Consider the following 20,946-nt stretch of genomic DNA (forward strand, 5'->3'; position numbering starts at 1 on the left):
AAAGATGAAATTGAAAGGCATTTCTCTATGTTTCTTAGCCTTCTGTCTGGCTGTCGTAGCAATGGCACAGACAAAAGGTTTGACAAACACAACAAAAAGCCCATATGCGAAGATGCACAGTGTAGATCTTAGCGATGTAACATGGACAAAAGGCTTTTGGGCCGAACGGTTCGATGTGTGCAAAGACACCATGCTCTACAATATGTGGCGTATATTCGACAACCCCGAACTCAGCCATGCTTACCGCAATTTCGAAATTGCAGCAGGACTGAAAGAGGGCGAGCACAAAGACCCTCCGTTTTTCGATGGTGATATGTACAAGTGGCTCGAAGGGGCGGCAGCAGTTTATGCGATAACCAAAGACCCTAAGCTGGATGCGCTTATGGATCGTTTCATAGAAACGATACGGCTGTCGCAACGCGAAGACGGCTATATTCATACAGCTACTATAGTGGCAGATAAGAATAATCCCGGTGCGAAAAAAGGATTTGAGGAAAGGCTGCATTTCGAGACTTACAATATGGGGCACCTGATGACTGCCGGATGTGTACATTACCGGGTGACAGGAAAGAGGACATTGCTGGACTTGGCGATAAAGACCACCGATTTCTTATACAACTTCTATAAAACGGCAACCAACGAACTGGCTAGAAGCGCCATTTGCCCCTCTCACTATATGGGTGTGGTAGAGATGTACCGTACAACGAGAGATCCTAAATATCTCGAACTGTCGAAAAGCCTGATTGATATCCGTGGTATGGTAGAAAACGGAACCGATGACAACCAAGACAGGATTCCTTTCCGCGAACAAAAAGTAGCAATGGGGCATGCCGTAAGGGCAAACTACCTGTATGCGGGCGTAGCCGATGTTTATCTGGAAACCGGGGATAAGACTTTGCTGGAATGCCTGCATCCGATATGGAATGATGTGACTTACCGCAAGATGTATATTACAGGCGGATGCGGGGCTTTGTACGATGGTACGTCTCCCGATGGTACAGCCTATGAGCCCGACAGCATACAAAAAGTACACCAGTCGTACGGACGTGCATACCAGTTGCCGCAAGAAACGGCTCACAACGAGACTTGTGCCAATATCGGGAATATGCTGTGGAACTTTCGTATGCTGCAACTTTCTGCCGATTCTAAATATGCCGATATCATGGAGCAGACATATTACAACAGCATCTTGTCGGGTATTAGCCTCGATGGCAAGAAGTATTTTTATACAAATGCGCTTAGCCATTCGCACGAGTTTCCTTATCAGATGCGCTGGGGCAATTTCCGTCAGGAATATATTACCTGTTTTTGTTGCCCGCCTAATACAGTGCGCACCATAGCCGAAGCAAACAGTTCTGCTTATGCTACTTCCCACAAGGGTGTATATTGCAATCTCTATGGCGGAAATACTTTGAGAACAAAAGCCATCGACGGCTCCGATATACATATCACGCAAACCACCGATTATCCTTGGGACGGAAATGTAACCTTGAAAGTGGAGAAAGCACCAAAAGGAAATTATTCCATTTTCCTGCGTGTCCCCGAATGGAGCGAAAGCGCAACAGTAAAGGTGAATGGTAAAGAGGAAAATATAAAAATAGTACCGGGCAGCTATGCCGAGGTAAACAGGCAGTGGAAAAACGGCGATATGGTCGAACTCATTATGCCATTCGAAGCAAGGCTGGTAGAGGCTAATCCTATGGTGGAGGAAAGCCGCAACCAGATAGCGGTGATGTATGGGCCATTGGTATATTGTATGGAAGCTAAAGACCTGCCGGAAGGTGTCTCAATTTATGATATACTGATACCTACTGATATAAAACTGACCCCAAAAGCCGTAACCATAGAGAATAGTAAGGTGGTGATGCTGACTGGCAAAGCGCGTCTGCTCGACCGGAATAAATGGACCGGTAAGTTGTATCGCAAGGTCAATACATCGGTGAAAGATATTGAGATAAGCCTTATTCCGTATTATGCGTGGAACAACAGGGGCAATTGCGATATGTCAGTCTGGCTGAGGGCTGCGAACTGAGAAACTAAAATTCAATATAAAGGAGGAAAGAGATCTGTAGGTTTCTTTCCTCTTGTTCTTTACCCCTGATGATCAACCCGTTTATTTTTATTATCTTTGCCTCCATTTCGAAAAGGCTACTATTGGTTTGTATCTAACTTCACACTAAAATGAAACTGTTCGTTAAGGGTATTTTTATTTTATCTCTGCTCTTTTTTATATTTGGCTTTGTTGTATCGGTTTTATTACCGGTCAATGAGGTTATCCTCGAATATTATCTCTACTATTCAGACTTCTTTACCGGCAAGGAGGAAGCCTTCAGTATTTTTGCCAATCGCAGCTATTTAGTTTTTCAGACAATACTGGTGGTGCTTATTTTATTCAATATAACAGTATTATATCGGTTCGGCTTTGTATATGAAAAATTGACAACCTTTTTCTTCTATACCAAGCAGGCTATAACTAATATAGGCAAGGATATAAAGTCGGGGAACATTATTGCAGTATTAATTATTCCCTTTGTATCGTCCATATATTTTGCATTCACCGTTCCCGTTTCTTTAGATGAGGGAATTACCTACTTGGTTCAGACCAACAAACCCATCTTTTGGTCATATGCTACCTATCTGGAACCCAACAATCATGTATTGCATTCTTTGATTACGCATATTACAAAACATATTCCTTTTTTCAATATGTTGTTTTGTATCCGGGTGTCGTCTATCATAGCATCGTTGTTTGCCTGGATAATACTTTACTCTTTTGTGAAAAGGTTCTTTTCCGAAAAAACATCATTATTTACAGTTGCCTTGTCGTCTATGATGTTCATGTCTGTTTATTATAGTTATATGTCGAGAGGATATGGGCTTACAGTTCTGTTTTTTACTATTTGTTTATATGCAGCTTTCAGTATAATAAAAAATGGAAGCAGGAATAAAGACTGGGTCTTCTTTACTATAGCAGGAACATTGGGTGCATATACAATCCCTTCTTTTTTATATCCGTTTGCTATTCTCAATGTTGTTATACTTATATTCAATTATAAAAGGATCAGGCAACAAATATGTTTTAATGCACTGGCCGGTATAATGACGTTTTCCTTGTATATACCCATCATGATGCGGCATGGAATAAAAGCCCTGACGGCCAATGGATGGGTTGCCCCTATCGGGCGTGCAGAAGTACTGGAGCGGCTTCCGGGCTATTTTTCGCAGACAATAAACGAGATAACAGGCATTCCTTTATTGGCCTCAGTTCTCATAATTTTATCGGCTTTTATTTATACCTGTTGGACAGGAAATAAACAAGTATTAAAATTATGGGCCGTATTTGCCCTGATGCCTCCATGCATTTTACTCTTACATTCGGTAATACCATTTCCCCGGACTTTTGTTTATTATGCTATAATAATGGCTTTCATTGTAGGTATATCATATCAGCAACTTATTGATAAACTTCCTAAAACGGGACTGACTGCAGGACTGATAATAATACAGGCATTGGGCTTTGTCAATTTCTATCAGAATATTGGCGAATACGAATCGTTCAATACCTATTATCACGATATAAATAAAAGGATCATAGAAAAAGGCAAAACATATTATGTGGTAAGTGGGTTCGACTGTGTGAACCACCGGTTCGAAATGCTGGTAAACGGATGCAATCCTGATGACGATGCCGTTTATGAAGATATCTATTGGACAAAAAAGGACGTCTCGGCTGATAGTATCAATGGATTTGATTATATAGTTATCGACGTGGTCAGGGATAAAACTGTCTTGAAAAAACCAATATATTCGAATAAAGAACAAAATTTATATGCCCGGTAGCAACATGATGTAAGAATGTCTCGTCCCAAAAAACTGTAACGGTTTTTTAGGACGAGACACGATTTTATATACCAGCTATTCAGCTAAAACATCGGAGAGAACGGGCGGGTTATCGTTATCCATATTTGTAATAATTTCTTCTAATGCATCTTCCGAAAAATCTACACCAAGATAAGTTAGCGCTTCAGAGAAATAATCTACCATAAATTCATTTTCCGGGAGGTTTCCGGCTTCGGCCACCATGTATGAGAACAATTTCTCCTGCTTCTTTTTGGTCCAGTCGAAATATTCTTCGTACCAACTCTCAAGATTTTCCTCGATGTTATATACATCAATGGCGTAGACACTGCAAGCTGCTAAAAGTTTTAGACCATCGTCAGTATCTTCGAGCCTGTCGATAATCATCTCCAACTCGTCGGTCTGTCCACCATTGATTTTCTTCATTTCATTGATAAAATTTTCCATATGTATAAGATTTTGTATAGTTGTTTGTCGAAATCTGTATTATGCGTGCTAAAGGTATAGAATAAAGTTATTGCTCTAAAGTATTTAAAGAAGGAAAACATCAAAAACAGGTGTAAATATTCCCTTCCCCATTCTCATTTTGGATTGGCATATCTGAAAACTATTTTACCTTACTCGATGAATCGCGCACCGATAAAATACACGGCACTACCACCTGTTCTACACTATAATCTCCTGCTATATGTTTCAACAATAATTTGCAGGTGGCCTCACCCATCTTGTAAGTCTGATGCGTAACCGCCGTAAGCGGGGGATCGACATAGCCGGAATGTATTTCATCGGTATAGCCAATAAGGGCAACATCCTCAGGTATCCTCAGGTTGCGTTCCCTTATAGCTTTCATTGCCCCAAAAGCCAGGCTGTCGGTCATTCCCAATATGGCATCGGGAGGATTGGGTAGAGACAACAAGGCTTTTGCAGCCTTATACCCCGTTTCGTAACCTATCTTTTCGCAATAGACCAGTTCTTTTTCGATAGGTATCTTATTGTCTCTCAACGCTTGCAAATAGCCATGCTTCCTTTGCTTTACAATATCCAGATGGTTAGCCCCTCCAATAAAGCCAACCCGCTTCGACCCGGTTTCGAGAAAATGGACTGTTGCCTTCATGGCCGAATCTACATTATCTGTCACTACCGACGAAAATTTATCCGTAAGGCATATCCTGTCGAAAAATACAAGAGGTATATTCTGTTCGTACAGCATTTCGAAGTGCGAATAGTCGCGGGTTTCTTGAGAAAGGCAGACTATAATACCTTCTACCCTGATATTAACGAGGTCTTCGAGGCATTGAATCTCCAGTTTATACTTTTCGTAAGAAGAAGTTATTATTATCGAGTACCCATTCTTTCTCGCCACATCGTTTATCCCGCTGATTATTGATGAATAGTAATGCGTAACGATATCGGGAACTATAATGCCTATTATATGCGGAGCATTTTTCAGCAGGCTTATGGCAAAAGGGTTTGGGCGGTAGTTTTTTTCCTTGGCCAACATTTTTACGCGTTTTTTCATTTCCGCTCCTATCTCCGGGCTGTTTTTCAATGCTCTGGAAACAGTAGAAACCGATACACCTAATTCTTTAGCTAGGTCTTTTAGCGAAACCGGGCGTTTCTTATTCATATCATGGTGATGTAGATTCTGTAGGCTAAATTATATAAATTCCTTCATTTACGCAAAGCTTTGCGTTCGATTTTAGAAATTATAGTGCAGATTAAAATAGCCAAAATTTTATTTTTGAAATCGAAATACCTAAAATAGAATATCGTGGAATACAGAGAAATAGGAAAAACAGGCATGAAAGTGTCCAATCTGAGCTTTGGAGCTTCGTCACTAGGCGGAGTTTTTCATTCGATCAAAGAAGATGAAGCTATAAAAGCAGTACATACAGCAGTAGACAATGGGATCAACTTCATCGACGTATCTCCTTACTACGGACATCTGAAGGCTGAAACGGTACTGGGAAAAGCCCTGAAAAACATAGACAGAAGCAAATACTATTTGTCTACAAAGGTTGGCCGTTATGGAAAAGACGGGGTAAACTACTGGGATTATTCTGCCGGTAAAGCAAAAGAAAGCGTGTACGAGAGTATGGAGCGACTGAATGTCAGCCATATCGACCTCATCAATATACATGACATCGAATTTGCAGACCTGGATATGATTTGCAAGGAAACCCTTCCGGCATTGGTCGAGTTGAGAGAAAAAGGAATAGTCAAAAACGTAGGGATAACAAACCTTACATTGAACCATCTGAAATATGTAATAGAAAATGTGCCGGAAGGAACGGTCGACAGCGTGCTCTCGTTCTGCCACTATTGCCTCAATGACGATGCACTGGCAGACTTCCTCGATTTTTTCGAAGCAAGAGGCATAGGTGTCATCAATGCATCTCCGTTCTCGATGGGGCTACTCACCGAGAGGGGCGCTCCCGAATGGCATCCCGCACCAAAACCCCTACAGGAGTTGTGCCGAAAAGCAATGAAGCATTGCAAAGATAAAGGTGAATCTATAGAACAGCTTGCCGTGAAATATTCGGTGTCCAATCCTCGGATTGCAACTACACTGTTCAGTACATCACGCCCGGCTGCCGTACTTCAAAATATAGAATGGGCAGAACAGCCATTGAATGAGGAATTACTGACAGAAGTACAGGCTATATTAAAGCCCCGTTTTCGCGATACATGGCTAAATAGTTGAAAAATGGAAACAAAAGCATCGGGGTATAAATCTAATAAATATGATTTCCCTACAAAAAAATATTGCCAGACATTAGATCTGAAGGACGATCCTAAACTGATTGAAGAGTACATAAAACGTCACAGCAAGGAAGAACACTGGCCTGTTATTAGAGAAGGGATAAGAGAAGTTGGCATCCTGGAAATGGAAATATATCTGTTTGGAAACTGCCTGTTTATGATAGTAGAAACACCTTTAGATTTCGATTGGGACGATGCCTTCTCCAGATTGGCTACTTTGCCCAAACAAGCCGAATGGGAAGAATATATGTCTGTTTTTCAGAATGCAGAGAAAGGAGCCAGCTCCAGCGAAAAATGGCAGTTGATGGATCGTATTTTTAAATTGTATGAGTAAGATGAAAGCAATAACAATATTAGGAAAAGAACAAATCGTTGTAACGGACATAGATAAGCCCGAACTAGGGGCGGGCGAGGTTCTCCTTAAGATAAAGTATGTAGGATTCTGCGGCTCCGACCTGAATACATACCTCGGCAAAAACCCGATGGTACAGCTACCCGTGATACCCGGGCATGAGATTGGTGCTGTAGTAGAAGCCGTAGGCGACAATGTACCCGGCTCTATAGAAGTGGGAGCAACCTGTACTGTCAATCCCTACACTAATTGCGGACATTGCCCTTCGTGCCGCAACGGGCGTCCTAACGCTTGCCAGTTCAACCAGACATTTGGAGTGCAGCGCGATGGAGCTATGTGCGAATATATAGCCGTTCCCTGGCAGAAGGTGATACCCGATAAAGATATTAATGCAAGAGACTTTGCTCTGGTAGAGCCTATGAGCGTCGGATTTCATGCCGTTTCGCGCGCCGCTGTAACCGATTTGGATATTGTGCTGGTGATAGGCTGCGGTATGATCGGCGTAGGAGCTATCGTGAGGGCGGCACTACGTGGAGCACGCGTTGTCGCGATGGATATGGACGATGAGAAGCTGAAACTGGCGCAACGCTTGGGTGCTGCTTATACCATCAATTCCAAGACCGAGGATGTACATGCCCGGTTGCAGGAAATTACCGATGGAACAGGTCCCGATGTAGTAGTCGAAGCCGTAGGCGCTCCTGTAACATATCAGACGGCTATAAACGAAGTGGCTTTCACCGGACGGGTTGTATGCATCGGATATGCAAAAACAGAAATAGCATTCGAGACAAAATACTTCGTCCAGAAAGAGTTGGATATCAGAGGATCGAGAAACGCTATGCCCGAAGACTTCCGTGCCGTAATGGAATATATGAAACGGGGAACTTGCCCTGTGGATCAGCTAATAAGTGGTATTTACAAACCGGAACAGGCGCAGCAGGCTTTAGAAGGCTGGTCGGCAAATCCGGGGAAAGTATTCAGGATACTTATCGAATTTTAAAAACAACAAACACATGGATTTCAACATAATAGACGCCCATGCGCATCTTTGGCTCAATCAGAATACAGAGGTGAACGGTCTGGAGATAAAAACACTGGACGATGGAAAATCTCTTTTTATGGGGGAAATTCGTCAAATGGTTCCTCCCTTCATCGTAGACGGAAGGAATACTGCTGAAATATTCCTTGCAAACATGAACTATGCGCAGGTGTCGGCAGCCGTTATTACCCAGGAATATATCGACGGCTTGCAAAATGCGTATCTGAACCAAGTAGAAGAAAAGTATCCCAACCGGTTTCTATGTTGCGGCATGTTCGATGTAAGGCAGCCCAATTATGTAAAACATGCGAAGAAACTTATCGGGCATGGCTTCAAAGCATTGAAAATTCCCGCTCAACGCTTCTTCCTTCCCGAAGGCAGGGTTTACCTGACTATCGACCCGATGATGGAAATATTCAAGCAGATGGAGAAAAACGATATTCTTTTGTCCATCGACCTGGCAGACGGCGATGAACAGGTAGCGGAAATGAATGAAATAATAAAAGAATGTCCCAACCTCAGGATTGCTGTCGGGCACTTCGGCATGGTTACCCGCCCCAAATGGCAAGAACAGATAAAGCTTGCCCTGAACAAGAATGTCATGATAGAATCGGGCGGCATCACATGGCTGTTCAACGACGAGTTTTACCCGTTCGAAGGGGCTGTCCGGGCGATAAAAGAAGCCGCCGACCTCGTAGGTATGGACAAACTGATGTGGGGATCGGATTATCCGCGAACCATAACAGCCATCACCTACCGCATGTCTTACGACTTTGTTGTGAAGTCAGACCTTCTGAACGATGAAGAAAAAGCCTTGTTCTTAGGCAAAAATGCTGAGAAATTTTATAGATTTAAAAATCTTATAGATCTTCCTTATATAAAGAATATGTCGGAATAAGATACCAGACACCTATTCTGCACTAACCATGAAAACAAAAGCAAACCATGAATGACAACAAAAAAAGAAATTACACCATCACCCTGGCCCTGATATTCAGCCTGTTCTTCATATGGGCTATCAGCAGTAATTTGCTGCCGACCATGATACGCCAATTGATGAAAACCTGCGAACTAAACACTTTCGAAGCATCATTTACCGAAACGGCTTATTGGCTGGCATATTTCATTTTCCCTATCCCGATAGCCATGTTTATGAAAAAGTACAGCTACAAAGCCGGCATTATATTCGGGCTGTTGCTGGCAGCTTTGGGCGGATTGCTGTTTTTTCCGGCATCCATTATTAAGGAATACTGGGCATATCTGGGTATCTTCTTTATAATAGCAACAGGGATGTGCTTCCTCGAAACCGCAGCCAACCCGTATGTTACAGTTCTGGGTGATGCCAAGACTGCACCGCGAAGGCTCAACCTTGCACAATCGTTCAACGGGCTTGGTGCTTTCATTGCTGCCATGTTTCTCAGCAAACTCGTACTGAGCGGGCACGAATATACGCGCGAGACTATTCCAGCCGATTATGTTGGCGGTTGGGAAAGCTACATACAGTTCGAAACGGATGCAATGAAACTGCCTTACCTCATTCTTGCAGGATTGCTTATCGTTATAGCCATTATCTTTATTTTCTCGCATCTGCCTAAGATTAAAGAAGGCGACCACGAAGAAGGCGAAAGGAGCAATGAAAAACTTATCGACTTCAAAGTGCTGAAATGAAGGCATCTCCGTTGGGGTGTTATCGCCCAGTTTTTCTACAATGGCGGACAGACTGCCATCAACAGCCTCTTCCTTGTCTATTGCTGTACCTATGCCGGAATGTCCGAAAGCACAGCCACTACCTTCTTCGGCCTGTATATGCTGGCTTTCCTTTTGGGACGCTGGATAGGAACCATGCTGATGGTGAAATTCAAGCCTCAGAATATGCTGGTTGTATATGCGTTGGTCAACATATTGCTTTGTGGCGTTATTATGGTTTTCGGTGGAACTGTAGGCTTGTATGCAATGCTTGGAGTATCATTCTTTATGTCTATCATGTACCCTACACAGTTTTCGCTCGCGCTCGAAGGCTTAGGGAGCAATACCAAGAGTGGTTCGGCATTTCTTGTAATGGCCATTGTGGGCAATGCCTGCCTGCCTCAGCTTACGGCATACATAATGCATCACAACGAGCATATCTATCAGGTAGCTTATATAATACCTCTCATCTGCTTTATATTCTGTGCTTATTATGGATGGAAAGGGTATAAAGTAGTAGATTAATAAATAAAAAAGTAATGAAATGTTATTACATGTATTAACTTTGAGTTACTTTTAGAGTCTGTTTAAATTTTAGCGAAAATTTTTCTTATAGTTCTGTGTAACTTTCGTTGCTATAAAATTTAAACAGGCTCTTAATTTATTGATCTATTCGTTATGAGAAAAATTTTACTTATTGTAGCCTGTGTGCTATCTTATTGTGCTGTGTCTCAGGCGCAGGGCGGTATGTGGGTTCCGTCTTTGATAGAGGAACGTGTAAAAGATATGCAGTCGAAGGGGCTGAAAATATCGGCAGGCGATATTTATGCCACCGATAAAGCGTCGTACAAAGACGCGGTTGTCTTATTTGGTGGAGGATGTACCGGCGAAATGGTATCGTCCGAAGGGCTTATGCTGACTAACCACCATTGCGGATTTTCGGTACTGCAAAAACATAGCTCGGTAGAGCACGATTATCTAAAAGACGGTTTCTGGGCGATGAACAGGGACGAAGAACTGCCAAACCCGGGGTTGACCGTTAAGTTCCTTGTCAGGATGGACGATGTTACCGACAAGGTATTTGCAGGAACAGAGGGACTTAGCGCAAGCGAAGCCGAGAGTATTAAACGTTCTAATATCGAAAAAGTAATACAAGAAACGGTAGGCGGAACGCATTATGAGGCAGATGTAAAGACCCTTTATTATGGCAACCAATATTATATCTATGTTTACGAGGTTTTCGAAGATGTACGCATCGTAGGTGCGCCGCCTTCCTCTATTGGCAAATTTGGAGGCGAAACCGATAACTGGATGTGGCCACGCCATACGGGCGATTTTATGTATTTCAGGGTATATGCAGGAAAAGATAATAAACCTGCGCCCTATTCGAAAGATAATGTGCCATACAAACCCAAAAAGTATTTTAATATTTCGACCGGCGGAATCGGCGAAGGCGATTTTACAATGGTATATGGCTATCCGGCACGTACACAGCAATATTTATTCTCCAGTGGGGTAGATGATGTCCTTAGCCATTCTAATCCCGCAAAGATAAAACTACGGACTATGCGGCTCGAAGAAATACAACGTGCCCGCAAATCAGATCCTGCTATAAGGATAGCCTACTCGTATAAAGAGGCGAGCATAGCCAATGCCTGGAAAAAATGGCAAGGCGAGAGCCTCGGGCTCGAAAGGCTGAAAACGATAGCAAAGAAAGAAGCTTATGAAAAATCCTTCGAAGAGTGGGCATACACCAAGCCTGAATATAAAGATGTTGTATCTTCCTTGAGAGCACAATATGACTCGATTCACGATTACAGCCTCGCTTGGGACTATCTCAGGGAAGCCATTTTTGCTATCGAACTGGTTCAGGTGATGAGGATTGCCGACAAATGGATAGAAAGTCCTTCAGAGGCGATTCCTCAAAAGCTATCTGATTTTTATGGCGATTATTATCCGGAAATAGATAAGAAGATAGCGAAAAAGCTTCTGGCAGAATACATGGGCAAAATTCCACAAAGATTTATTCCTGATGAGGTGGCAGAAGATATAAAAACAGCTAATGGGGTGGATGCATACGTCGATATGTTGTTCCAGTCGTCATCGTTTGTCTCTGCCGACAGGCTGGCTTCAGCTATAGCGCAGAAGCAAGATTTGACGAAAGATCCGGCTGTCGTATTTTATTTCGCTTTTGCCAATATGTTCAACAATGCAGTTAGAGGGAAGATTATAAAATATGATGCCAATATAGAGGCTCTCCAGAAAACATTCGTGCGCGGACAAAAAGCCTTTGATGCAGATAATAAAACCGGGCGGGTCTTTTTCCCTGATGCCAATCATACGCTGAGGGTGTCTTATGGTTCGGTTAGCGGCTATTCACCCGAAGATGCTGTATGGTATATGCCAATATCCACTCTCGAAGGGATTATAGCAAAAGACAATCCGCAGGAATATGAATTTAATATACCTCAAAAACTACGCGATATACACGCCTCATCCGATTATGGCAGGTGGAGTGTAAACGGTACTGTGCCGGTGTGTTTCATTGCCAACAATCACACTAGTGGCGGAAATAGCGGCAGTCCTGTCCTGAATGGGAAGGGAGAACTGATAGGGATCAACTTCGACCGTACATGGACAGGTACGATGAGCGATATTGAATTTGATCCTGAAATATGCCGCAATATAAGCCTCGATATACGGTATGTCCTTTTCGTTACCGAAAAAATTGGTGGTGCTGGATATTTGATAGATGAAATGAATATAGTACATAGCAAGGCTAAATAGGCTTTATAATAGACGTTTCGTTTTTTAGCCGGATAAAGATATACTGACAAGGAAGGAGGGTGCATCGGCTTGGTATTATAAACCAGCGGTGGCGCCCTCTGTTTGCGAATACGGTTAAAGTATGTTATTTACATTAAAAACAATGATTTGATTAATAATAATCGTTAATTTTGTCTGCGACTACTAATAGTTACTTAGAGTTGATGGACTATCAAGGAATAGTTGTCAGTAGAGAGACTGTTTAAATTTTTGCTGAAATTTGAACAGGCTTTAGGCATTCAAAAAATTATATACAAATTGCGGTATGATATTAATAGGAGAGAGTAGCTCGTCGAAAACGGAATGGTGTATAACATCCCGGTTCGAAACCGAAATAATAGAACATTGTATTACAGATGGGATAAACCCGTATTTGCAAACCCGGAAGCAAATTAGCCATGTGATCCGGTTGCAGCTTCCTCCCGAGTTCTTCAAAATAAAATGTTCTACTATCTATTTTTACAGCGCAGGATGTGCTAACGACGAAAAGAAAGATATTGTAAAGGCTTCTTTAGAGTCGCAGTTTCGTACCCCTTCGGTGATAGAAAGCGACTTGGTAGGGGCTGCCAGGGCGTTGTTCCAGAACGAAGCGGGCATTGCCTGCATACTTGGTACCGGATCCAACTCCTGTTTCTACGATGGCGAGAAAATAGTAAAGAATGTAAAACCTCTCGGCTTTATATTAGGCGACGAAGGCAGTGGCGCTTCTATGGGTAAATCTTTCCTTGCCGATTGCCTCAAAGGGTTGGCTCCGAAAGAATTGGTAGAACCGTTCTTCGATCTGTACAAGATAGATGAGAATGAAATACTCGATTTTATATATAATCAGCAAAGTCCGCAAAAACTACTTTATACACTTTCCTATTTCCTGTCCGAGTATATCGAACACGAATATATCTACAACCTTGTGAAAAATAACATCAAATCGTTTTTCGAAAGGAATATATTACAATACAATGCCTCTAACTATCCTATCCGGTTTGTGGGGGCGGTAGCAGTTATGTATTCTAACATACTAAGGGAAGTGGCTGCTGAATACGGCTTGAAGGTAGATCAGATTGTAGGGAAGTCGATGAAGGGTTTGATGGAATACCATAAAGGCAAAATGTGAAAATATAATCAAGACTCATAAAAAATGTTAATTTAGTGGTTTTGCTTATTCATAAATAAGGTTTAAAAATAATTACTTCCTATATTTGACATCAGAAAGGTTTTGTTCTCAAAAATATCATAACCTGCACAATAATAAGCTCGCTTTTAAGGATTGTTTTTTATTGCAAGTATTGTCTAATGAATGTTAGGTAATCCGTCATGGTTATATACATGTGGACTTAAATTTAATCAATAATATATGAGAAAAATAATTAATTGTTTTATTCCTTATCGAAGCAAGGAACAGGTGGAAAAGACTGTCGAAGCTTTGAGAGAATCACCTCTTGTAGATAAAATATTTCTGCTGAACGATCAGGTTTCTAACGAAGCTGTGGCCGGGGCCGAAATTATCAATATCCAATCCCTGCAATCAACCGCTACAATAAAGAAAATAGCAGAATACGCAGATGCTAAATATACATTGGTCTATACAAAAACAGCAAGCCTGCGTTTTGGTATGTTTGCCCTCGAAAGGATGCTCCGCATAGCCGACGATTCGGCGGCGGGTATGGTCTATGCCGATCATTATCAGGTGATAGACGGCGAAAAGAAAAACAGCCCTGTCATAGCCTATCAGAGAGGAAGCCTGCGCGACGACTTCAATTTTGGCTCGGTATTGATATATAATACTCTGGAATTGAAAGATGCGGCTAACCGTATGGATACCGGCTATCAGTTTGCCGGACTGTACGACCTGCGGCTCAAAGTGTCGCAAAAAGCTCAGCTTGTTCATATCAACGAATATTTATATACCGAAGTAGAAGAAGATAACCGGAAAAGCGGACAGAAGATATTCGACTATGTAGATCCTAAAAACAGACAGGTTCAGATAGAAATGGAACAGGCTTGCACAGCCCATCTTAAAGAAATTGGCGGCTATCTGGTGCCTGTTTTCAAAGATGTAGAGTTTGGTGCTGCCGGTTTCGAATACGAGGCCTCTGTTATTATACCCGTGCGAAACCGCATCAGAACCATTAAGGATGCAATATCGTCGGTATTAGAGCAAAAAGCCAACTTCAAATTCAACGTCATTGTCGTAGATAATTATTCGACCGACGGTACCACCGATGCTATTGCCGGATTTGCCGCAAAAGACGAACGGGTGATCCACCTTATACCCGAAAACAAAGAACTCGGTATCGGCGGGTGCTGGAACGTGGGGGTACATAGTGAGAAGTGCGGCAGGTTTGCCGTGCAACTCGATAGCGACGATATATATTCAGGCGACGATACATTGCAGAAAATAGTAGATGCTTTCTACGAGCAGAATTGTGCAATGGTAGTAGGCACTTACAAACTGACCGATTTCGACCTGAACGAAATACCGCCGGGAGTGATCGACCACAAAGAATGGACACCCGATAACGGACGAAACAATGCGCTTCGCATCAACGGATTAGGTGCGCCACGTGCATTCTATACCCCGACACTGAGAGATATTAAAGTGCCAAATACGAGCTATGGCGAAGACTATGCCCTGGGATTGTATTTCTCGCGCGAATACCAGATCGGACGCATCTATGACGTATTGTACCTGTGCCGCAGGTGGGACGACAATTCGGATGCAGCATTGGATATAAACAAGATGAATGCCCACAATACCTATAAAGACAGGATCAGGACATGGGAGTTGCAGGCAAGGATAGCTCTGAACAAGAAGAAAGCATAAACCTTTTCGAAACTACTCTAATGAAAGAAGCGATGGGCTCAATATCGGAAAAAGCGGAAAAATTGCTGCATAATCAGCTTGAAGTCTGGCAGTTGGCACAAACTAACTACAGGAACTTATCGACTGTGCGATCGAAAGAGTTTGACTTTGGCAATTTTAAAGTGAGGGTGCAGTTCAATCCCGGAAGGATACAATCGTCGGCAGCCAAGGTGGATGCAAAATCCATCAGCGAAAGAAAATGTTTCTTGTGTCCTGCCAATCTTCCTAAAGAACAGGAAGGAATAGATATTGATAATAAATACCAGATCTTGGTCAACCCTTTTCCTATATTTCCCGAGCATTTTACAATACCGGCCTACGATCATACCGACCAGTTGATACTCGACAGGTATGAAGATATGCTGACCCTGTCGCAACTTCTCGATCGGTATTCCCTGTTCTATAACGGGCCTAAGTGTGGGGCTTCGGCTCCCGATCATATGCACTTTCAGGCTGGTATCAAGGGGTTTATGCCGATAGAGCACGATGTGGAAAACGTAGGGAAAAGAGAACTGGTGCAGCTTGAAGACCTGACAGTATATGCTTTGGATAACTATTTAAGGAACAGCTTCCTTATCTGTTCTCAAGATAAAGACAAGTCTGTACGCTTTTTCAGTGAATTGTACCACGCGTTAGAAATAAGAGCAGGAGAACCAGAGCCGATGATGAATATAATTGCCTGGTATGGCAATGGTATGTTCCACACTGTTGTCTTGCCTCGCGAGCAGCACAGGCCAGCTTGTTTCTTTGCCTGCGGCGGCGATAATATACTCATTAGCCCGGCATCAGTCGATTTGGGAGGCGTATTTATTACTCCTCAGGAAAAAGATTTCGAAAAAATAACAGCTAAGGACATCGAAAATATACTGAAAGAGGTATGTGTCAGCGATGTGAAATTTGAGACTATAATTGAAAGTTTGATGATTAGATAACTATGGAGCCAAAACTGAGAGTGGGAATATTACAAGAGGAAATGATTGCTTTTTCGTTGAAAGGGTCATATTTATGCAATCGGGTTGCAGCCAGCGGCGATCAGCAACTTTGGTATCAGGATGGACGGATTCAGTGGAACGGCAACAGCTATTCGGAGTTATATTTCGATTCTCAGGACGGCCATTCTTCTTTCATCTTGCGCAATGTTGTAATTGGTATAAACTTCCATTGGGAGAGAAAAGAAGATCAGGAGTTTAGCGGGTCGTTGAAGTTTATAGTCGAAGATGGTAAAATCAGGGCTATCAATGTTATCGGCATAGAAGATTACCTCACATCGGTCATTTCATCCGAAATGAGTGCCACTGCTTCTCCGGCTCTATTGAAAGCGCATGCCGTAATCTCGCGAAGCTGGCTGCTGGCTCAGATAGAGAAGAACAAGGTTCTCGAACAGGAAAATAAGGAATATAAGGCAGGATTCGAAAGCGAGGACGAAATTGTCCGTTGGTACGACCGCGAAGATCACCACGGTTTTGATGTATGTGCCGACGATCATTGTCAACGTTATCAGGGTATTACCCGCACTTATTCCAATTTGCAGATTGTAAAGGAAGCCATAGGCGAAACCCGCGGAAAGGTATTGACTTATGATGGGGCAATCTGCGATGCCCGTTTCTACAAATGTTGTGGCGGTGCATTAGAAGAGTTTCAAAACTGTTGGGAAGACGCAAAACATCCTTACCTGGTGAAGATGAGGGACTCGGAAAATCCTTCCGACTTGCCCGACCTCACCAATGAAGAAGAGGCTGTGAAGTGGATAACAGGTTCGCCGGTAGCGTTCTGCAATACAAAAGATAAAAAGATACTCGCGCAGGTATTGAACAATTACGATCAGGAAACGGTCGATTTCTACCGTTGGCAGGTCTGCTATTCGCAAGCCGAACTTTCTGCCCTTGCAAAAGAACGTTCGGGCATCGACTTCGGATTGATCGAAGAGTTGATCCCTCTTGGCCGCGGAACATCCGGACGGATAATAAGGCTGAAAATTATAGGGACTAAAAAAACAATGATAATAGGTAAAGAACTGGAGATAAGAAGGATTTTGTCAACATCGCATCTCTACAGTTCGGCTTTTGTTGTCAGCAAAAAAGACGGTCAATTCACTCTCACAGGAGCCGGATGGGGGCATGGCGTAGGCTTGTGCCAGATAGGTGCGGCGGTGATGGGCGAAAAGGGATACTCGTACAAGGAAATCCTTGCACATTACTATGTGGGTGCGGCATTAGAAAAGAAATACTGAAAACCTAAGAATAACTACTATGATAAAAACAAAAAACAAATCACCTTGGGCTTGGGTTCCCTCCTTGTATCTGGCTGAGGGACTACCATATGTAGCCGTAATGACCATATCGGTTATTATGTACAAACGCTTGGGTGTGTCAAATACCGATATAGCATTATATACCAGTTGGCTGTACCTGCCGTGGGTTATAAAGCCTTTCTGGAGCCCGTTTGTCGATTTGTTGAAAACCAAGCGGTGGTGGATTGTAATCATGCAATTGCTTATCGGGGCTGCCTTCGGGGGTATTGCACTTACTATTCCCGTTCCGTTTTTCTTTCAGGCAACTTTAGCCTTTTTCTGGTTGTTGGCATTCAGTTCGGCCACTCACGATATTGCCGCCGACGGGTTTTATATGTTGGGGCTCGATACCAATCAGCAGGCCAAGTTTGTAGGCATCAGAAGTACATTTTATCGTATAGCCACTGTCTTCGGGCAAGGTATCCTGATTATCCTTGCCGGATTTTTGGAGAGTGGTACCGGCAAAGAGCCTCTGAATATTACGGTAGATGCATCTCCGCAATATCAGCAGGAAACCCTATATATCAGTCCATATACCCACCCGGGCGAACAGGCAGGCGAACTGCATTTCCTGATGGATCGCCAATCAGTACAGATTGGTACTAATACCATTCACAAAGATAGTGCTAAAGTATTCCTGGATAAACTAAAAGAACTGAACCAACAGAATGGCTTTGTGCCAAAAGAAGTTGAAAATACAGCTGCTACAGCCAAAAACGAACAAAGCTGGTGGACTTCTTCCGTATCCCAACCTTTGGGCAACTGGATAAAAAACACATTCGGAGAAGCTGTTTCAGATGCAAACGATACGGCTACAGGAAATATAGGCTATGCAATAGTTTCGTTGTCGAAGAAACCCGAAGCCGGTGAGCATATTGTGCTGAACACCAGTATGCAAAAAGGCGATGCCAGCATTTCGCTGGAAGAGGGCGAACGTTTGGTCTTCGACGAAAGCAACTGGGATAAGCCGGCATATATAGCTTTCAAACTCGATCCTAAATTACAGGAAGCCAGTTCGGCACACTATACCGGCCTGTCGGGGAATATACCGATGGCGTGGTCTATCACATTCTTTGTCCTTGCCGGACTGTTTATAGCATTCAGTTTCTATCATAGATTTGGTTTGCCTCGTCCCGATTCGGATAAGCCGCAGGAGCAAACATCGGCAGGTAATATCCTCAATGAGTTCCTGACCACATTTGCCACATTCTTCAAGAAGCCGCAAGCCGTAGCAGCAATATTTTTCATGCTCACGTTCCGTTTTTCCGAAGCGCAACTTTTGAAACTTATCAACCCTTTCCTGCTCGATTCGAAAGATATTGGCGGTTTAGGGCTTACCACAGGAGAAGTCGGTTTTGTTTATGGTACGATAGGCATCATCGGGCTGACGTTGGGCGGCATTATCGGAGGTTTCGTAGCAGCCAAGGGCGGGCTCAAAAAATGGCTTTGGCCAATGACTATGAGCATGCTGCTTACTATCCTTACATTCGTCTATCTCGGATATTTCCAACCCGAAAGCCTATTGGTAATCAATATCTGCGTATTTGTCGAGCAGTTTGGCTACGGCTTCGGATTCACGGCATATATGCTTTACCTTATCTATTACTCGCAAGGCGAGCATAAAACTGCCCATTATGCTATCTGTACAGGCTTTATGGCATTGGGGATGATGATTCCGGGTATGTTTGCCGGATGGCTGCAAGAATTGCTGGGTTACGAAAGGTTCTTTATTTGGGTAATGATTTGCAGCATCATACCGATTGTTGCAGTCTCGCTGCTGAAAATAGACCCATCGTTCGGAAAGGCTCAAAAAGAGAAATCTGAGGGCGATAATTAGAGCCTGTTTAAATTTTAGCGAAAATATTTCTTATAGGTTCTTTAATATAGTTCTTAGCAACTTTTTTATGCTCTTTTTAGCGTATTTTCCGCATTTTACTCTCGGTTTAGCCCGCTAAACCAGCGAGCAAAACACATAAAATCCAGACTCTTAATTGTAAAAAGTAAAAAATATTGATAATGAAAAATATAATAATCACGCTATTAGTCCTTTGTTTCCCCTTAACGGGCTTTGCACAGAAAATAACGATAAGCACAGGCATAGAGGTGCTTAAAGAGCAAAACTTTAAAGTGTTGGAAGGAAAAAGGGTAGGGCTGATAACCAACCCCACAGGCGTGGATAATAAAATGAAATCGACCATTGATATATTACACGAAGCCCCCAATGTAAACCTTGTGGCTCTCTTTGCACCCGAACATGGGGTAAGGGGCGATGCCCATGCCGGCGATGATGTGGAAAATATGGTCGACCCGAAGACTAATCTTCCGGTTTACTCGTTACATGGTAAGACAAAGGTTCCGACCGACGAAATGCTGAAAGGTATAGATGTTCTTGTCTACGATATTCAGGATATCGGTTGCCGCTCGTTCACCTATATTAGCACGATGGGGCTGGCGATGGAAAAGGCAGCCGAAAAAGGCGTTGAGTTTGTCGTTCTCGACAGGCCTAATCCGCTGGGAGGATTGAAGGTTGAGGGCGGACTGGTAGACGACGGTGTGGTTTCATTTGTCAGCCAGTTCAAGATACCTTATGTATATGGACTGACGTGTGGCGAACTTGCTGCTTTGTTGAACGAAGAAGGCTTGCTCAAACACAAGGCAAAGCTCCATGTAGTGAAAATGAAGAAATGGAAGCGTAAGATGAGGTATGAGGATACCGGATTGCAATGGATCCCGTCTTCTCCGCATATTCCACAACCAATATCGGCAGCCTTCTATCCGGTGTCGGGCATATTGGGCGAACTAGGATATCTGTCGATAGGTGTGGGTTATACCATTCCTTTCCAGATGTTTGCGGCAGAGTGGCTCAATGCAGAGGCCTTAGCCGGAAACCTGAACAGATTAAATCTGCCCGGAATATATTTCAGGCCTATCTATCTGAAACCGTTTTACTCGGTAGGGCAGGGCAAGCATTTGCAGGGAGTACAGGTTCACCTGATGGATTACGAGAAAGCCCGTCTGTCGGAGATCCAGTTTTATGTAATGCAGGAAATCGCCGTGTTGCATCCCGATAAGGCTGTTTTCGGTAATGCCGATGAAAAAAGATACCGGATGTTCGACCAGGTAACCGGAAGTTCCTTTGTCAGGACTGAATTTGCAAAGAATAATAGATTCGATGATATTAAAGAATTTTGGTACGGAAAAACCGATGATTTCAGGAAAACATCGAAAAAATATTACTTGTATAAATAGACACAAATTACATATATTTTCAA

At 42.9% G+C, this 20,946-nt stretch carries 14 protein-coding genes and 3 pseudogenes; 15 read left to right on the plus strand and 2 right to left on the minus strand.

Annotated elements, in window-relative coordinates:
• Positions 1-4 precede the first annotated feature (4 nt).
• Positions 5-2,032 (plus strand): glycoside hydrolase family 127 protein, encoded by a 2,028-nt coding sequence (locus D0T57_RS03770; RefSeq protein ID WP_163271037.1) that lies wholly within the window; start codon positions 5-7, stop codon positions 2,030-2,032.
• 149 nt (positions 2,033-2,181) lie between these two features.
• On the plus strand, positions 2,182-3,840 hold the full coding sequence (locus D0T57_RS03775) for a glycosyltransferase family 39 protein (protein WP_163271039.1): 1,659 nt from the start codon (positions 2,182-2,184) through the stop codon (positions 3,838-3,840).
• A gap of 75 nt (positions 3,841-3,915) precedes the next feature.
• Here the strand turns inward: D0T57_RS03775 and D0T57_RS03780 are convergent, their stop codons facing one another.
• Together D0T57_RS03780 and D0T57_RS03785 are read right to left on the minus strand one after the other, a co-directional pair.
• Entirely contained in the window at positions 3,916-4,305 is a 390-nt protein-coding gene (locus D0T57_RS03780) for a hypothetical protein (RefSeq protein WP_163271041.1), read from the minus strand.
• Between the two features lie 160 nt (positions 4,306-4,465).
• On the minus strand, positions 4,466-5,485 hold the full coding sequence (locus D0T57_RS03785; protein WP_163271042.1) for a LacI family DNA-binding transcriptional regulator: 1,020 nt from the start codon (positions 5,483-5,485) through the stop codon (positions 4,466-4,468).
• Between the two features lie 144 nt (positions 5,486-5,629).
• Between D0T57_RS03785 and D0T57_RS03790 the strand changes: the two genes are divergently transcribed.
• From D0T57_RS03790 to D0T57_RS03845, 13 genes and pseudogenes are all read left to right on the plus strand, one after another.
• On the plus strand, positions 5,630-6,562 hold the full coding sequence (locus tag D0T57_RS03790; protein ID WP_163271044.1) for an aldo/keto reductase: 933 nt from the start codon (positions 5,630-5,632) through the stop codon (positions 6,560-6,562).
• A gap of 3 nt (positions 6,563-6,565) precedes the next feature.
• Positions 6,566-6,955: an L-rhamnose mutarotase gene (locus D0T57_RS03795; RefSeq protein WP_163271046.1), complete on the plus strand. Its 390-nt coding sequence runs from the start codon at positions 6,566-6,568 to the stop codon at positions 6,953-6,955.
• 1 nt (position 6,956) lies between these two features.
• Positions 6,957-7,973 carry a zinc-binding alcohol dehydrogenase family protein gene (locus D0T57_RS03800; RefSeq protein WP_163271048.1) on the plus strand — a complete coding sequence of 339 codons (1,017 nt, stop codon included), beginning with the start codon at positions 6,957-6,959 and terminating at the stop codon, positions 7,971-7,973.
• 13 nt (positions 7,974-7,986) lie between these two features.
• On the plus strand, positions 7,987-8,910 hold the full coding sequence (locus D0T57_RS03805; protein WP_163271049.1) for an amidohydrolase: 924 nt from the start codon (positions 7,987-7,989) through the stop codon (positions 8,908-8,910).
• A 47-nt stretch (positions 8,911-8,957) separates the two neighbouring features.
• Positions 8,958-10,223, plus strand: a pseudogene (gene fucP, locus D0T57_RS03810) (L-fucose:H+ symporter permease).
• Between the two features lie 153 nt (positions 10,224-10,376).
• The gene (locus tag D0T57_RS03815; protein ID WP_163271051.1) at positions 10,377-12,485 is read left to right on the plus strand and encodes a S46 family peptidase; all 2,109 of its coding nucleotides are present in this window, start codon (positions 10,377-10,379) and stop codon (positions 12,483-12,485) included.
• Positions 12,486-12,789: 304 nt separating this feature from the next.
• Positions 12,790-13,635: a hypothetical protein gene (locus D0T57_RS03820; protein WP_163271053.1), complete on the plus strand. Its 846-nt coding sequence runs from the start codon at positions 12,790-12,792 to the stop codon at positions 13,633-13,635.
• Between the two features lie 240 nt (positions 13,636-13,875).
• The gene (locus D0T57_RS03825; protein ID WP_163271055.1) at positions 13,876-15,345 is read left to right on the plus strand and encodes a glycosyltransferase family A protein; all 1,470 of its coding nucleotides are present in this window, start codon (positions 13,876-13,878) and stop codon (positions 15,343-15,345) included.
• A 32-nt stretch (positions 15,346-15,377) separates the two neighbouring features.
• Positions 15,378-16,316, plus strand: coding sequence for a DUF4922 domain-containing protein (locus D0T57_RS03830; RefSeq protein ID WP_163271206.1), 939 nt, complete (start codon positions 15,378-15,380; stop codon positions 16,314-16,316).
• A 2-nt stretch (positions 16,317-16,318) separates the two neighbouring features.
• The gene (locus D0T57_RS03835) at positions 16,319-17,614 is read left to right on the plus strand and encodes a SpoIID/LytB domain-containing protein (RefSeq protein WP_163271057.1); all 1,296 of its coding nucleotides are present in this window, start codon (positions 16,319-16,321) and stop codon (positions 17,612-17,614) included.
• Positions 17,615-17,636: 22 nt separating this feature from the next.
• Positions 17,637-18,137: pseudogene (locus D0T57_RS15780) on the plus strand (MFS transporter); the annotation flags it as partial.
• Positions 18,138-18,710: 573 nt separating this feature from the next.
• A pseudogene (locus tag D0T57_RS16065) lies at positions 18,711-19,511 on the plus strand (MFS transporter); the annotation flags it as partial.
• A 179-nt stretch (positions 19,512-19,690) separates the two neighbouring features.
• Complete coding sequence (locus D0T57_RS03845; protein WP_163271059.1) at positions 19,691-20,923, plus strand: exo-beta-N-acetylmuramidase NamZ domain-containing protein; 1,233 nt, start codon at positions 19,691-19,693, stop codon at positions 20,921-20,923.
• The last annotated feature ends 23 nt before the right edge of the window (positions 20,924-20,946 follow it).

The sequence above is a fragment of the Dysgonomonas sp. 511 genome (assembly GCF_010501105.1).
Taxonomy (GTDB): Bacteria; Bacteroidota; Bacteroidia; order Bacteroidales; family Dysgonomonadaceae; genus Dysgonomonas.